12 protein-coding genes are annotated in these 14,952 nt (G+C 53.0%); 8 read left to right on the top strand and 4 right to left on the bottom strand.

What is annotated here, in order from left to right:
* Positions 1-50 precede the first annotated feature (50 nt).
* Both pta and ackA read right to left on the bottom strand, forming a co-directional pair.
* Entirely contained in the window at positions 51-2,192 is a 2,142-nt protein-coding gene (pta, locus tag EQV24_RS06815; RefSeq protein WP_114518874.1) for a phosphate acetyltransferase, read from the bottom strand.
* A gap of 76 nt (positions 2,193-2,268) precedes the next feature.
* The gene (gene ackA / locus EQV24_RS06810; RefSeq protein ID WP_013098115.1) at positions 2,269-3,471 is read right to left on the bottom strand and encodes an acetate kinase; all 1,203 of its coding nucleotides are present in this window, start codon (positions 3,469-3,471) and stop codon (positions 2,269-2,271) included.
* Between the two features lie 336 nt (positions 3,472-3,807).
* Here ackA and yfbV point away from each other — a divergent pair, with 336 nt between their 5' ends.
* The 4 genes from yfbV to EQV24_RS06790 all read left to right on the top strand — a co-directional run bounded on the left by yfbV (position 3,808) and on the right by EQV24_RS06790 (position 7,429).
* Complete coding sequence (yfbV, locus tag EQV24_RS06805) at positions 3,808-4,263, top strand: terminus macrodomain insulation protein YfbV (RefSeq protein WP_020690637.1); 456 nt, start codon at positions 3,808-3,810, stop codon at positions 4,261-4,263.
* A gap of 92 nt (positions 4,264-4,355) precedes the next feature.
* Positions 4,356-4,850 carry a YfbU family protein gene (locus tag EQV24_RS06800; RefSeq protein ID WP_013098113.1) on the top strand — a complete coding sequence of 165 codons (495 nt, stop codon included), beginning with the start codon at positions 4,356-4,358 and terminating at the stop codon, positions 4,848-4,850.
* An 11-nt stretch (positions 4,851-4,861) separates the two neighbouring features.
* The gene (locus EQV24_RS06795; RefSeq protein ID WP_038420266.1) at positions 4,862-5,521 is read left to right on the top strand and encodes a sugar phosphatase; all 660 of its coding nucleotides are present in this window, start codon (positions 4,862-4,864) and stop codon (positions 5,519-5,521) included.
* A gap of 75 nt (positions 5,522-5,596) precedes the next feature.
* Positions 5,597-7,429: an SLC13 family permease gene (locus EQV24_RS06790; RefSeq protein ID WP_130626356.1), complete on the top strand. Its 1,833-nt coding sequence runs from the start codon at positions 5,597-5,599 to the stop codon at positions 7,427-7,429.
* Between the two features lie 53 nt (positions 7,430-7,482).
* On the opposite strand, the gene yfbR is transcribed toward EQV24_RS06790, so the two are convergent.
* The gene (gene yfbR, locus EQV24_RS06785) at positions 7,483-8,082 is read right to left on the bottom strand and encodes a 5'-deoxynucleotidase (protein ID WP_013098110.1); all 600 of its coding nucleotides are present in this window, start codon (positions 8,080-8,082) and stop codon (positions 7,483-7,485) included.
* A gap of 117 nt (positions 8,083-8,199) precedes the next feature.
* Complete coding sequence (gene alaA, locus EQV24_RS06780) at positions 8,200-9,414, bottom strand: alanine transaminase AlaA (protein WP_013098109.1); 1,215 nt, start codon at positions 9,412-9,414, stop codon at positions 8,200-8,202.
* A 946-nt stretch (positions 9,415-10,360) separates the two neighbouring features.
* On the opposite strand from alaA, the gene lrhA reads away from it, so the two are divergent.
* From lrhA to nuoC, 4 genes are all read left to right on the top strand, one after another.
* Positions 10,361-11,299 (top strand): transcriptional regulator LrhA, encoded by a 939-nt coding sequence (lrhA, locus tag EQV24_RS06775; protein WP_029881734.1) that lies wholly within the window; start codon positions 10,361-10,363, stop codon positions 11,297-11,299.
* A gap of 629 nt (positions 11,300-11,928) precedes the next feature.
* Positions 11,929-12,369 (top strand): NADH-quinone oxidoreductase subunit NuoA, encoded by a 441-nt coding sequence (gene nuoA / locus EQV24_RS06770; RefSeq protein WP_014171000.1) that lies wholly within the window; start codon positions 11,929-11,931, stop codon positions 12,367-12,369.
* Positions 12,370-12,384: 15 nt separating this feature from the next.
* On the top strand, positions 12,385-13,059 hold the full coding sequence (nuoB, locus tag EQV24_RS06765) for an NADH-quinone oxidoreductase subunit NuoB (protein WP_003861482.1): 675 nt from the start codon (positions 12,385-12,387) through the stop codon (positions 13,057-13,059).
* 89 nt (positions 13,060-13,148) lie between these two features.
* A complete protein-coding gene (gene nuoC, locus EQV24_RS06760; protein ID WP_013098106.1) occupies positions 13,149-14,951 on the top strand; it encodes an NADH-quinone oxidoreductase subunit C/D in 1,803 nt (600 codons plus the stop codon).
* Position 14,952: the final 1 nt, after the last annotated feature.

Below are 14,952 nucleotides of genomic sequence, written 5' to 3'. Positions count from 1 at the left end.
CTACGGTCCTGTAGGCCGGAAAAGCGAAGCGCCATCCGGCAAGACCTTATTTACTGCTGCTGAGAAGACTGGATCGCCGTCAGCGCGATGGTGTAGACGATATCGTCTACCAGCGCGCCACGGGACAGGTCGTTCACAGGTTTGCGCATACCCTGCAGCATTGGCCCGATGGAGATCAGGTCTGCTGAACGCTGTACCGCTTTGTAGGTGGTGTTACCGGTGTTCAGATCCGGGAAGATGAACACGGTAGCGCGACCTGCAACCGGGGAGTTTGGCGCTTTGGATCTCGCAACGTCAGCCATAACTGCGGCATCGTACTGCAGCGGGCCGTCGATCATCAGATCAGGGCGTTTTTCCTGTGCAATACGGGTCGCTTCACGCACTTTCTCTACGTCGCTACCTGCACCAGAAGTGCCGGTAGAGTAGGAAAGCATCGCGACGCGTGGTTCGATACCGAAGGCAATCGCGGAGTCCGCGGACTGGATTGCGATTTCAGCCAGCTGCTCTGCGGTTGGATCCGGGTTGATCGCACAGTCGCCGTAAACGTAAACCTGTTCAGGCAGCAGCATGAAGAATACGGAGGAAACCAGAGAGCTGCCTGGAGCCGTTTTGATCAGCTGCAGCGGTGGGCGGATGGTGTTCGCGGTAGTGTGAACCGCACCGGATACCAGGCCGTCAACTTCGTCCTGCTCCAGCATCAGCGTACCCAGCACCACGTTGTCTTCCAGCTGCTCACGCGCAACGGCTTCGGTCATGCCTTTGTTCTTACGCAGTTCGACCAGACGGGCAACGTAGCTTTCGCGAACCACTTCTGGATCAACGATTTCGATGCCAGCACCCAGCTCAACACCCTGGGATGCCGCAACGCGGTTAATCTCATCCGGGTTACCCAGCAGCACACAGGTCGCGATGCCGCGCTCTGCACAGATTGCGGCCGCTTTCACGGTACGTGGTTCGTCGCCTTCTGGCAGAACAACACGTTTGCCCGCTTTACGCGCCAGCTCGGTCAGCTGGTAACGGAAGGCCGGAGGAGACAGACGACGGCTGCGCTCGGAGGTTGCGGTCAGCGATTCGATCCAGTCTGCGTTGATGTAGCTTGCAACGTATTCCTGAACTTTCTCGATACGCTCGTGGTCATCAACCGGCACTTCCAGGTTGAAGCTCTGCAGGCTCAGGGAGGTCTGCCAGGTGTTGGTATTAACCATGAATACCGGCAGGCCAGTCGCGAACGCGCGTTCGCACAGCTTGCTGACGCGTGGATCCATCTCGTAAGCACCGGTCAGCAGGATAGCACCGATTTCTACGCCATTCATCGCGGCCAGGCAGGCAGCAACCAGCACGTCTGGACGGTCTGCGGAGGTCACCAGCAGGGATCCTGCACGGAAGTGCTCCAGCATGTGCGGAATGCTGCGGGCGCAGAAGGTCACGGATTTCACGCGGCGGGTATTGATGTCGCCTTCGTTGATCACGGTGGCGTTCAGGTGACGCGCCATATCGATGGCACGAGTGGCAATCAGATCGAAGCTCCACGGCACCGCGCCCAGAACCGGCAGCGGGCTGGATTCCTGCAGTTTAGCCGGGTCAACTTTAATGACTTTCGCTTTGGAAGAGTCGTCGAAGATCTCGGACAGGTCAGGACGCGTACGGCCCTGCTCATCCACCGGCGCATTCAGTTTGTTGACGATAACGCCCGTGATGTTGGTGTTTTTAGTACCACCGAAGCTGCTGCGGGTCAGTTCGATACGCTCTTTCAGCTGCTCTGGGGTATCAGTGCCCTGAGACATCACAAAGACGATCTCGGCGTTCAGGGTTTTCGCAATTTCGAAGTTCAGCGACTGGGCAAACTGGTGTTTGCGGGTCGGAACCAGGCCTTCAACCAGCACCACTTCCGCGTCTTTTGTATTGGCGTGGTAGTTGGCGATGATCTCTTCCATCAGCACGTCTTTCTGGTTGCTGGAGAGCAGAGATTCAACGTGGTTCATCTTCAGCGGTTCGGCCGCTGGCAGATTGGAGTTCTTACGAACGATGGTGGTGGTCTGGTCTGGCGCATCGCCACCGGCACGTGGCTGGGCGATTGGCTTAAAGACGCTCAGACGAACGCCTTTGCGTTCCATAGCACGGATCACGCCAAGGCTGACGCTGGTCAGGCCGACGCTGGTTCCGGTAGGGATCAGCATAATAGTACGGGACACGGTTTATCCTCTTTCGTTACCGCCTGATTGTGGCGGGTGACAAAACAGCACCGCCAGCAGAGCTGGCGGTGTGGAATCAAGCAGTCAGACGGTGCGCGTCTTGCGCGATGACCAGCTCTTCGTTTGTTGGGATAACGAGAGCAGGGCGGGTGCCTTCTTTGTTGATGAAGCCAGACTTGCCGAAGCGGGCAGCCAGGTTACGCTCGTGATCAACCTCAAAGCCCAGAACGCCCAGTTTGCCCAGGGACAGTTCGCGAACCATTGCCGCGTTCTCACCGATACCACCGGTGAAGACAACAGCGTCAAGACGGCCATCCATCAGCGCAGTGTAAGAGCCGATGTATTTCGCCAGACGGTGGCAGTAAACGTCCATTGCACGTTTAGCATCTTCTTTCTCTGCGTAGTTGTCTTCAACGTAACGGCAGTCGCTGGTGACTTCGGTCAGACCCAGCAGGCCAGACTCTTTGGTCAGCATTTTGTTGATCTGGTCAACGCTCATGCCCAGGGTGTCGTGCAGGTGGAAGATGATCGCCGGGTCGATGTCACCGGAACGCGTACCCATCACCAGACCTTCCAGCGGGGTCAGACCCATGGAGGTATCAACACATTTACCGTTGCGGATTGCAGAAACGGAACCACCGTTGCCCAGGTGGCAGGTGATGATGTTCACTTCTTCAACCGGTTTGTTCAGCACTTTTGCCGCTTCCTGAGTCACATAGAAGTGGCTGGTGCCGTGCGCGCCATAGCGACGAACACCGTGCTCTTTGTAGAGGCTGTATGGCAGGGCATAGAGGTAAGACTCTTCCGGCATGGTCTGATGGAACGCGGTGTCAAACACGGCCACGTTTTTGTCTTTCAGATTCGGGAAGGATTTCAGCGCTTCAGCGATACCGATCAGGTGCGCCGGGTTGTGCAGCGGTGCAAAAGATGCAGAGTCTTTGATGCCCTGGATAACAGAGTCGTCAATCACGACGGAACTGGTGTATTTCTCGCCACCATGGACGATACGGTGACCAATCGCAGTCAGCTGAGCAGACAGTTCTGGTTTTTGTGCCAGAATAGTGTTAACGATAAAGTTCAGCGCTTCACTGTGAGCGGCGCCTGCACCTAAAGCCGCTTCTTGTTTGCTGCCGTCCATCTTCCACTTGATACGTGCTTCAGGCAGATGGAAACATTCGGCCAAACCAGAGAGGTACTCGTCACCGTTGAGCGCATCGATGATGGCGAATTTCAGTGAGGAGCTACCGCAGTTCAGAACCAGTACTAACTTACTCGACATGGAAGTACCTATAATTGATACGTGGCTAAAAAAACGTCAAAGAGTCTAAAAGCGTAACGCATGCTGACCCAGACATTTATGATTAACATCATGCCAAACGAACATTCTGGCAGGATGGAAGAAATACCTATGATTTTAAGCCATTTTGAACATTTTTCAGACAATGGCATAATATGCGATAATTTGACGAGTTAACGATTCTCGTCTACGGCCCTATCAGGCTGGCACAGGATACCCGATACGGGGTAGTGATGACAAAATATTTTGAACGTTGTCATAGCTTGTTGTGGTTTTGCACGAAAATTTTAATTTTTATATGTGAAGTTGAGGTATGCCATGTCGACACCTGAGATCCCGTCCGTGAATTTTTTTAGTCTGTTTCGTCGGGGACAGCATTACGCGAAGACGTGGCCGATGGAAAAACGCCTTGCACCCATGTTCATTGAGAATCGCACAATCCGCGCCACGCGCTACGCGATTCGCTTCATGCCTCCTGTCGCTATTTTTACCCTCTGCTGGCAAATTGCGCTGGGCGGACAGCTCGGCCCTGCCGTGGCGACGGCGCTTTTTGCGTTAAGCCTGCCGATGCAGGGGCTGTGGTGGTTAGGTAAGCGTTCAATCACACCTCTGCCGCCTTCTATTTTACACTGGTTTTATGACGTTCGCGGGAAACTGGAAGAAGCCGGTCAGGCGCTCGCTCCGGTTGAAGGCAAGCCCGATTATCAGGCGCTGGCTGACACGCTTAAGCGAGCTTTTAAGCAACTTGATAAAACATTCCTCGATGATTTGTGATTGATCATCGAAACGACTAATAAAAGAAGGCACAGTAACACACCGTTACCGTGTCTTTTTTTTCAAGTGCCATGCGCTACAGGAGTCGAAAGATGGAAATGACCCATGCTCAACGTCTGATTTTGTCCAACCAGTACAAAATGATGACTATGCTTGATCCCGATAACGCTGAGCGCTACAGCCGCCTGCAGACCATCGTCGAACGCGGTTTTGGTTTGCAGATGCGTGAACTGGACCGCGAGTTTGGCGAGCTGAAAGAAGAAACCTGCCGCATCGTGATCGACATTATGGAGATGTACCACGCGCTTCACGTGTCCTGGACCAACCTGAAAGATCAGCAGTCCATTGACGAGCGCCGCGTCACTTTCTTAGGCTTTGATGCCGCAACGGAAGCGCGCTATCTGAGCTATGTCCGCTTTATGGTGAATACAGAAGGGCGTTATACGCACTTTGATGCGGGCACCCACGGCTTTAACGCGCAGACCCCTATGTGGGAAAAATACCAGCGCATGCTGAGCGCATGGCACGCCTGCCCGCGCCAGTACCACTTAAGCAGCAACGAAATTCAACAAATCATTAATGCCTGACGGAGGTGCGTGTGCAGTGTAGAGGTTTTCTGTTTGATCTGGACGGTACGCTGGTGGATTCGCTACCGGTTGTAGAGCGTTCATGGTGCCATTGGGCGGACAGACATGGCATCGACCATCAGGACGTGCTGAATTTTATCCACGGCAAACAGGCCATAACCTCGCTCCGCCATTTTCTGGCGGGACGCTCTGAGGACGAAATTCAGGCAGAGTTTAAATATCTGGAACACATTGAAGCCACCGATACGGACGGCATTACTGCGTTACCCGGTGCTCGTGAACTGCTTGAGCATTTGAATGAAGCGGAAATTCCGTGGGCCATTGTCACCTCCGGCTCGGTTCCCGTGGCTCACGCTCGTCATAAGGCGGCGGGTTTACCCACGCCGGACGTGTTCATTACCGCTGAGCGCGTAAAACGCGGCAAACCGGAACCTGATGCCTTTTTGCTGGGTGCAGAACTGCTGGGCATCCCCCCGGCGGAGTGCGTGGTGGTGGAAGATGCGGCAGCGGGCGTGCTGGCCGGATTGAACGCCGGCAGCCACGTTATTGCCGTCAACGTTCCGGCCGATTCTCCCCGTCTGGACGAGGCGGACTTTGTGCTCAATACGCTGACCGCGCTTGATATCGCTAAGGCGCCAGACGGTATTGTAACCGTCTCGCTAAAAGTGTAATCCCATGATTTAGCCCCACGCTGCTGGGGCTTTTTTATGGCACAATTTCGCATCTCTCTCTGACAAGGACATGTTGTGAACGGTGAACTGATCTGGGTGCTCAGCCTGCTTTTAATCGCCATCATTCTGTTTGCTACAGGCAAAGTGCGCATGGATGCCGTCGCTTTGTTTGTTATCGTTGCGTTTGCGCTGAGCGGTACGCTCACGCTGCCGGAAGCCTTCTCGGGGTTTAGCGATCCTAACGTCATTCTGATTGCCGCGCTGTTTATTATCGGCGACGGGCTGGTGCGCACCGGCGTGGCAACCCTTGTGGGGGCATGGCTGGTGAGGGTGGCTGGCAACAGCGAAACCAAAATGCTGATCTACCTCATGCTAACGGTCGCCGGGCTGGGAGCCTTTATGAGCTCGACGGGCGTCGTTGCCATCTTTATCCCGGTGGTGTTGAGCGTCTCCATGCGCATGCAAACCTCACCGTCGCGCCTGATGATGCCCCTGAGCTTTGCCGGGCTCATCAGCGGTATGATGACCCTGGTGGCCACGCCGCCAAACCTGGTGGTCAACAGCGAGCTGATACGTGAAGGGCTGGAGGGCTTTAGCTTCTTCAGCGTCACCCCGCTTGGGCTGGTCATTTTGTTGATGGGTGTGGTGTATATGCTGCTGACTCGCTTCGCCCTGAAAGGCGAGAAGCAGGATAAAACTAAAGATGGCTGGAAACGACGCACCTTCCGCGATTTGATCAAAGAGTACCGTCTGGCCGGCCGCGCCCGCCGTCTGTCTATTCGTCCCGGTTCGCCAATGGTCGGCCAGCGCCTGGATGACCTGAAACTGCGCGAACGGTATGGCGCGAACGTGATCGGCGTGGAGCGCTGGCGTCGCTTTCGCCGGGTCATCGTCAACGTGAACGGGGTCTCCGAATTCCGGGCGCGTGACGTTCTGCTGATCGATATGTCCACCGCAGAGGTCGATCTGCGTGAGTTTTGCAGTGAGCAACTGCTGGAGCCGATGGTGCTACGCGGAGAGTATTTCTCCGACCAGGCGCTGGATGTGGGGATGGCGGAAGTGTCGCTGATCCCGGAATCGGAATTGTTGGGCAAAACCGTGCGTGAAATGGGGTTCCGTACCCGCTACGGCCTTAATGTCGTCGGCCTGAAGCGTGATGGCGTGGCGATGGAAGGGGCCGTGGTGGATGAGCCCATCCTGCTGGGCGATATTTTTCTCGTGGTGGGTAACTGGAAGCTTATCAGCCAGCTCGGCCAAAAAGGCCGCGATTTTGTGGTACTCAACATGCCCGTTGAGGAGAGCGATGCCTCTCCGGCCCACAGCCAGGCGCCTCACGCCATTTTTTGTCTGGTGCTGATGGTGGCACTAATGCTCACCGACGAGATCCCGAACCCGGTGGCGGCGATTATTGCCTGCCTGTTAATGGGCAAGTTTCGCTGTATTGATGCCGAGAGCGCCTATAAAGCAATTCACTGGCCAAGCATCATTTTGATTGTCGGGATGATGCCATTCGCCCTTGCCCTGCAAAAAACTGGTGGGGTGGATTTAGTGGTTAAAGGGCTCATGGACATCGGCGGGGGATACGGTCCGTATATGATGATGGTGTGCCTGTTCGTGATGTGCGCCACGATAGGGCTGTTCATTTCCAATACCGCCACGGCGGTGCTGATGGCGCCCATTGCACTGGCGATGGCGAAATCGATGGGTGTGTCGCCGTACCCCTTTGCAATGATGGTGGCGATGGCGGCCTCTGCGGCGTTTATGACGCCGGTCTCTTCGCCGGTTAACACGCTGGTACTGGGGCCGGGGAATTACCGCTTTAGCGATTTCGTGAAGATTGGCGTACCGTTCACCATACTGGTGATGCTGGTATGTGTGGTGCTGATTCCGGTGTTATTCCCGTTTTAGCGTGAGCGCAGAAACGTTGGCCGGGTAAGGCGAAGCCGCCACCCGGCGAAAAATTACAACGGAGAATCCTGGCTGATCTCATCCAGCGATAAATGGAAGCTCGGCACAAACACCTGCATAAAATAATCCATCTCTTCGCTGCGGCGGGATTCCAGCGTCTTCTCCAGACGCGTTTTGGCCAGTAAAAACTCGTTATTCCCCGCGGACAACTCTTCCAGACATTTCAGATAGGCACACAGCGCGTCCGCCTGCTTCACCAGTGACTTTTCCTCTTCCGTATACTGATGTTCGTCAATCAGCGGCTCAAAGACGTCACGTAGCTCTTCCGGGACCATCTCAATCAGCTTCTGCTGGGCAATCTTCTCAATGGCCTTATATTCCTGTGCAATCTGCGAATTGAAGTATTTCACCGGCGTGGGGAGATCCCCGGTCAGCACTTCGGACGCATCGTGATACATCGCCAGCAGCGCGATACGTTCCGCATTGACCTGACCGTTGAATTTGCGGTTTTTAATGGCCGCAAGGGCATGCGCGACCATCGCAACCTGCAGACTATGTTCTGAGACATTTTCGGTGCGCACATTGCGCATCAAAGGCCAGCGGTTGATGAGTTTCAGGCGGGAGAGGTGGGCAAAAAAATGACTCTGACTCATAGGTTACCTTTTGTCTTCACTGCGACAGACTTCATTGTGCGGGGAGGGGAGGGAAGATGCAAATTTGCGGATTTTGAAGGCCGGGTTAGCGCAGCGCCACCCGGCAGAATGATTGTATTACTGGTGGTAGCCGGAGAGGAATCGCCCGAAGCGGCTGATGGCCATTTCGAGGTCGTCTTCGCGCGGCAACGTCACGATACGAACGTGATCCGGCCATGGCCAGTTAAAGGCCGTGCCCTGAACCAGCAGCACTTTTTCCTGCAGCAGGAAATCAAGCACCATTTTTTGGTCATCGTGAATGTTGAAGCGCTTCGCGTCGATTTTCGGGAACATGTAAAGCGCACCGTTAGGCTTCACGCATGAGACGCCAGGGATGTCGTTGATCAGCTCCCAGGCGCGGTTACGCTGTTCGTACAGGCGGCCGCCGGGCACGATGAACTCGCTGATGCTCTGATAACCGCCCAGCGCCGTCTGGATCGCGTGCTGGGCCGGAACGTTGGCACACAAACGCATGGAAGCCAGCATCTCCAGCCCTTCAATGTAACCTTTCGCATGTTTTTTCGGGCCGTTCAGGACCATCCAGCCCTGGCGGAAACCGGCCACACGGTAAGTTTTAGACAGGCCGTTAAAGGTGACGGTCAGCAGGTCTGGCGCCAGCGCGGCGATAGAGTGGTGCTGCGCGGCGTCATACAGGATCTTGTCGTAAATTTCATCAGCGAAGATGATCAGGTTATGCTGACGGGCGATCTCCACGATCTCCATCAGCAGCGCTTTAGAGTAGACGGCACCCGTCGGGTTGTTCGGGTTAATAATCACGATGCCGCGCGTACGCGGGGTGATTTTTGCACGAATATCATCGAGGTCCGGGAACCAGTCAGAGGATTCGTCGCAGAGATAGTGCACCGCCTTACCGCTGGAGAGTGATACGGCCGCCGTCCACAGCGGGTAATCCGGGGCGGGTACCAGCATTTCGTCGCCGCTGTTCAGCAATGCCTGCATGGCCTGCACGATCAGCTCAGAGACGCCGTTGCCGATATAAATATCCTCAACGGTAACGTCACGCATACCGCGTGCCTGGTAGTGCTGCATAATGGCTTTGCGTGCGGAGTAGAGTCCTTTTGAATCACAATAGCCTTGTGCAGTAGGCAGGTTGCGGATCACATCAACCAGGATTTCATCCGGCGCTTCAAAACCAAACGGCGCAGGGTTACCAATGTTGAGTTTCAGAACCTTATTGCCTTCTTCTTCCAGGCGTTTTGCCTCTTTGAGAACCGGGCCACGGATGTCGTAACAGACGTTATCTAGCTTGCTGGATTTTTCGATAGGGGACATGAACCTTTAACCTTTTCGCTATTATTGCCGCTCCCTGCCGTGGAAGTCAGCACGGAACAATGTACTCCCCCCTCGCTTCGTTTTGAAGGGTAAACAGAAGAAGATTTTGTGCAATAGAAAAAATTCTGCTGAATCTCTTTCGCTGCCTGCGTTGAAATTTTCTGGTCTAAAGTTATGCATGAAAGCGTTTTATTAGGTTAATTGTGCTGTTAATTTTAATCTTTGTTGCATATTGTGCTATTAAAAATAAAATAGCGGCCAGGGTTAAGACGGAAGTTTACCTGAGTGACTTTTCGTAAAATCTGAGTGCTTCAATAGATCACGCTGTAATAGCAGGCTTTGGTTAAAAGTTGCTCATGTGAAATTAATGTTAAGTGTTATTAATGATTGGCCTTAATCTAAATTAAAATTTATTTATTATTAACCTACAAAATGCAACTTTAGTTAATTTTAATAAAATTAGTTTAGAAGCCTAACAACAACCTTAAATCCTGAATATTGCGATAAGACTTATAAATAAAGTGGATTTGAGTTAAGATGTCTTTAAGGAAAGCAGAGGAAAGACGTATGTGATTTGTATATCTTGCCCTGATTTTCTGAATTAATTGATTGTTATTGTTGGAGTTATCTCTGGCTGGCGTGTGCAAAGCACAACCTGCAACGTTGACAGCGCTGCGATAAAGATGGCAGAAAAGGTGTCATACCTTTAATGTAATTTACATTAACCTGCGATCATCTAAATATCCTGAACGTTTAAGAGAATTAAAATAACGTCATGAAACGTGCTTTCTGACTGTTGATATATACACTAAAGCAGCACAATAACTATCTGTCAGGCAGTCTGCCGGGCCGGGATGCGAGGGAAAACTCCAGAAGGAATTGCTTAACTGTTACACACAGCTTCAACCCGGGCAGCTCCGCACGAGCAACCTGAAAGTGAATAGATATGATAAATGCAAATCGTCCGATAATGAATCTCGACCTCGATCTGCTGAGAACGTTTGTTGCGGTCGCAGACCTCAACACTTTTGCAGCAGCTGCTGCCGCAGTTTGCCGAACCCAGTCCGCCGTCAGTCAGCAAATGCAGCGTCTGGAACAACTGGTTGGTAAAGAGCTTTTTGCCCGTCATGGCCGTAATAAGCTCTTAACGGAACACGGTATTCAGCTACTGGGTTATGCCAGGAAAATACTTCGCTTTAATGACGAAGCATGTATGTCATTAATGTTTAGCAACCTTCAGGGTGTGCTAACGTTAGGTGCATCTGATGAGTCAGCGGATACTATATTGCCGTTCCTTCTTAATCGAATCAGTTCGGTTTATCCGAAGCTTGCGCTGGATGTTAGCGTGAAGCGTAATGCTTTTATGATTGAGATGTTAAAAGAGAACGAGGTTGACCTCGTGGTCACTACGCATCGTCCCGGCCAATTTAATTGCCTGACGCTGCGAACGTCTCCTACGCACTGGTATTGCGCGGCGGAATATGTGCTTCAGCAAGGCGAGCCGGTTCCTCTGGTCTTACTGGACGATCCGAGCCCATTCCGCGATATGGTGCTGGCGGCGCTCAACGAGGCCAACATTCCGTGGCGACTGGCGTATGTGGCCTCCACATTGCCTGCCGTTCGCGCAGCGGTCAAAGCCGGCCTTGGCGTAACGGCGCGTCCGGTGGAGATGATGAGCCCGGATCTGCGGGTGCTGGGAAAATCCGATGGGCTCCCTCCGCTGCCGGATACGGAGTATCTGCTGTGCCACAACACGTCCAGTAACAACGAGCTGGCGAAAGTGGTGTTCGAAGCAATGGAGAACTACCATAACCCGTGGCAGTTCGAGCATGTTACCCACGAAGGGGGGGATGACTCCCTGATCGTTGAAGGTGACTTTGAGTGATCGAGAGCTCAAAATTCTGGTAACAAAATGTAAGTGTAAAAAAATGCCACTCGCGCGATTTTCGCATGGAGTGGCTTTTTTTTGCACAAATTCTCTCCGCTAATGAGAGTGAAATGAAAAGAGTTCTTAATTATCAATAAGTAAAATACAGTTGATTAAAGTCTGAACAAATTCTTTTCTCACTTCCTTCCCGCGCCCGGCATGTTAATAAAACAGGAAAGATGTTGCCGTTTTATTGGTTGAATTAACAAAAGCGTGTCTCAGATCAAGAAAATACTCCCATTTAGGGGGAGGAATCGTTGGCAAATCCTGTCAAAATAGGAGGGTTATTTTTTTTACTTCCAAAACGGACACGATTCAACAACATGCATTTGACGAAAAGTCAGGTAACCACCAGGGTTAAAGGGCACCAAATGTTAATGAGAATCGCTCGATGTAATTTAATGTGAAGAAACCTTTGTTAAAGTTGACAATAGGTTATAGAAAGGAGTAAAAAACCCCATCATTTTGCTGTCTACGTCTCATTTCTGACAGTTAGTGTAAGGTTATTTGTTCCTCCCCATGAATCGATGTGATGCCCATCTGCCAGCAAGAGCAGTGTCGTTGGTATCACTTTTGATGAGTAAGCAATGAGTATGTCAACATCCACAGAAGTCATCGCTCATCACTGGGCATTCGCAATCTTTCTTATTGTAGCCATTGGCCTGTGCTGCCTGATGTTAGTCGGCGGCTGGTTCCTGGGCGGTCGCGCCCGCGCAAGGCACAAAAACACCCCTTTCGAATCAGGTATTGATTCAGTAGGTTCCGCTCGCTTACGCCTGTCTGCCAAGTTCTATCTGGTAGCCATGTTCTTCGTCATCTTTGACGTGGAAGCGCTTTACCTTTTCGCATGGTCGACCTCCATCCGCGAAAGTGGTTGGGTAGGCTTTGTCGAGGCCGCAATTTTCATTTTAGTGCTACTGGCCGGTCTGGTTTATCTGGTGCGTATTGGCGCGCTTGACTGGACGCCTGCGCGTTCACGTCGTGAACACATCAACCCGGAAAACAGTATCTCTAATCGTCAGCAGTAACAGCGAGGCAATAAGATGGATTATACGCTCACCCGCATAGATCCTAACGGTGAGAATGACCGTTACCCCCTGCAAAAACAGGAGATCGTAACCGACCCCCTGGAGCAAGAAGTCAATAAAAGCGTGTACATGGGCAAGCTCGAACATGCCATGCACGATATGGTCAACTGGGGTCGTAAGAACTCCATCTGGCCATACAACTTTGGCCTTTCCTGCTGCTACGTTGAAATGGTGACGTCATTCACTGCGGTGCATGACGTTGCGCGTTTTGGGGCAGAGGTACTGCGTGCATCCCCACGTCAGGCTGACCTGATGGTGGTGGCCGGTACGTGCTTTACCAAGATGGCACCGGTTATTCAGCGTCTTTATGACCAGATGCTGGAGCCAAAATGGGTTATCTCCATGGGCGCATGTGCAAACTCTGGCGGTATGTACGACATTTATTCCGTTGTGCAGGGCGTAGATAAGTTTATTCCAGTGGATGTATACATCCCGGGTTGCCCGCCACGTCCGGAAGCTTACATGCAAGCGCTGATGCTGCTGCAGGAGTCTATCGGTAAAGAACGCCGCCCGCTGTCGTGGGTTGTTGGCGATCAGGGTGTCTATCGCGCGAACATGCAGTCTGAGCGCGAGCGTAAACGTGGTGAACGTATTGCCGTCACCAACCTGCGTACGCCTGACGAAATTTAATTTGCGCCTGTGGGCCTGGAGAACACCTTCGCATATCACTACTCAAATAGCGCGAAGCCAGGCTTAACAGTCACCACGGACCATTTGCAATGGTGAACAATATGACCGACTTAACCGCGCAAGAAGCCGCCTGGCAGACCCGGGATCATCTGGATGACCCCGTCATTGGCGAACTGCGCAACCGTTTTGGGCCGGATGCCTTTACTGTTCAGGCGACCCGCACCGGGGTACCCGTTGTTTGGGTGAAGCGTGAACAATTGCTGGAAGTTGTCGATTTCCTCAAGAAATTGCCAAAACCTTACGTCATGCTGTTTGACTTACACGGCATGGATGAACGTCTGCGCACGCACCGCCAGGGTCTCCCTGCTGCGGATTTTTCCGTTTTCTACCACCTGATCTCAATAGACCGCAATACGGATATCATGCTCAAGGTGGCATTGTCTGAAAACGACATGCATCTGCCGACGCTCACAAAACTTTTCCCGAACGCCAACTGGTACGAGCGTGAAACCTGGGAAATGTTCGGTATGACCTTCGACGGCCACCCGCATCTGACGCGCATCATGATGCCGCAGACCTGGACCGGCCACCCGCTGCGTAAAGACTACCCGGCACGTGCGACTGAATTCGATCCGTTTGAGCTGACCAAAGCCAAGCAGGATCTGGAGATGGAAGCGCTGACCTTCAAGCCGGAAGACTGGGGCATGAAGCGCGGTACCGAAAACGAGGACTTCATGTTCCTCAACCTCGGTCCAAACCACCCGTCTGCGCACGGTGCATTCCGTATTATTCTTCAGCTTGATGGCGAAGAGATTGTCGACTGCGTTCCGGATATCGGTTACCACCACCGTGGTGCTGAGAAAATGGGCGAGCGTCAGTCCTGGCACAGTTACATTCCGTATACCGACCGTATCGAGTACCTCGGCGGCTGCGTAAACGAAATGCCTTATGTGCTGGCCGTTGAGAAACTGGCAGGCATCACTGTGCCGGATCGCGTTAACGTGATTCGCGTTATGCTGTCAGAACTGTTCCGTATTAATAGCCATCTGCTGTACATCTCCACGTTCATTCAGGACGTTGGCGCGATGACCCCGGTCTTCTTCGCCTTTACCGACCGTCAGAAAATTTACGATCTGGTGGAAGCGATTACCGGTTTCCGTATGCACCCGGCCTGGTTCCGTATCGGCGGTGTGGCACACGATCTGCCGCGAGGCTGGGACCGTCTGCTGCGTGAATTCCTCGACTGGATGCCGAAACGTCTGGCCTCGTATGAGAAAGCCGCGCTGCGTAACTCCATCCTGAAAGGCCGTTCCCAGGGCGTTGCTGCCTACGGCGCGAAAGAGGCGCTGGAGTGGGGGACCACCGGTGCTGGCCTGCGTGCGACCGGTATTGATTTCGACGTGCGTAAAGCGCGTCCTTACTCTGGCTATGAGAACTTCGACTTTGAAGTCCCGGTTGGCGGCGGTGTTTCCGACTGCTATACCCGCGTGATGCTGAAAGTAGAAGAGCTGCGCCAGAGTCTGCGCATCCTTGAGCAGTGCCTCAACAACATGCCGGAAGGTCCGTTCAAGGCGGATCACCCGCTGACGACGCCGCCACCGAAAGAGCGCACGCTGCAGCATATCGAAACCCTGATCACCCACTTCCTGCAGGTTTCCTGGGGCCCGGTCATGCCGGCACAAGAATCCTTCCAGATGATCGAAGCGACCAAGGGTATTAACAGTTACTACCTGACCAGTGACGGCAGCACCATGAGCTACCGTACCCGCGTGCGTACGCCGAGCTTTGCGCACCTGCAGCAGATCCCGTCCGCCATCCGCGGCAGTCTGGTCTCCGACCTGATTGTGTATCTGGGTAGTATCGATTTTGTTATGTCAGATGTGGACCGCTAAT

Source organism: Enterobacter sp. A8 (genome assembly GCF_004296595.1).
GTDB lineage: Bacteria > Pseudomonadota > Gammaproteobacteria > Enterobacterales > Enterobacteriaceae > Enterobacter > Enterobacter cloacae.
Note: the sequence above shows the minus strand (reverse complement) of the source record. Positions and strands in the feature narration are given on the sequence as shown.

Bases quoted from the DNA above. Each gene is read 5' to 3' on its own strand.
- ackA (WP_013098115.1), bottom strand. From the start codon at position 3,471: ATGTCGAGTAAGTTAGTACTGGTTCTGAACTGCGGTAGCTCCTCACTG.
- yfbV (WP_020690637.1), top strand. From the start codon at position 3,808: ATGTCGACACCTGAGATCCCGTCCGTGAATTTTTTTAGTCTGTTTCGT.
- EQV24_RS06800 (WP_013098113.1), top strand. From the start codon at position 4,356: ATGGAAATGACCCATGCTCAACGTCTGATTTTGTCCAACCAGTACAAA.
- yfbR (WP_013098110.1), bottom strand. From the start codon at position 8,082: ATGAGTCAGAGTCATTTTTTTGCCCACCTCTCCCGCCTGAAACTCATC.
- alaA (WP_013098109.1), bottom strand. From the start codon at position 9,414: ATGTCCCCTATCGAAAAATCCAGCAAGCTAGATAACGTCTGTTACGAC.
- lrhA (WP_029881734.1), top strand. From the start codon at position 10,361: ATGATAAATGCAAATCGTCCGATAATGAATCTCGACCTCGATCTGCTG.
- nuoA (WP_014171000.1), top strand. From the start codon at position 11,929: ATGAGTATGTCAACATCCACAGAAGTCATCGCTCATCACTGGGCATTC.
- nuoB (WP_003861482.1), top strand. From the start codon at position 12,385: ATGGATTATACGCTCACCCGCATAGATCCTAACGGTGAGAATGACCGT.
- nuoC (WP_013098106.1), top strand. From the start codon at position 13,149: ATGGTGAACAATATGACCGACTTAACCGCGCAAGAAGCCGCCTGGCAG.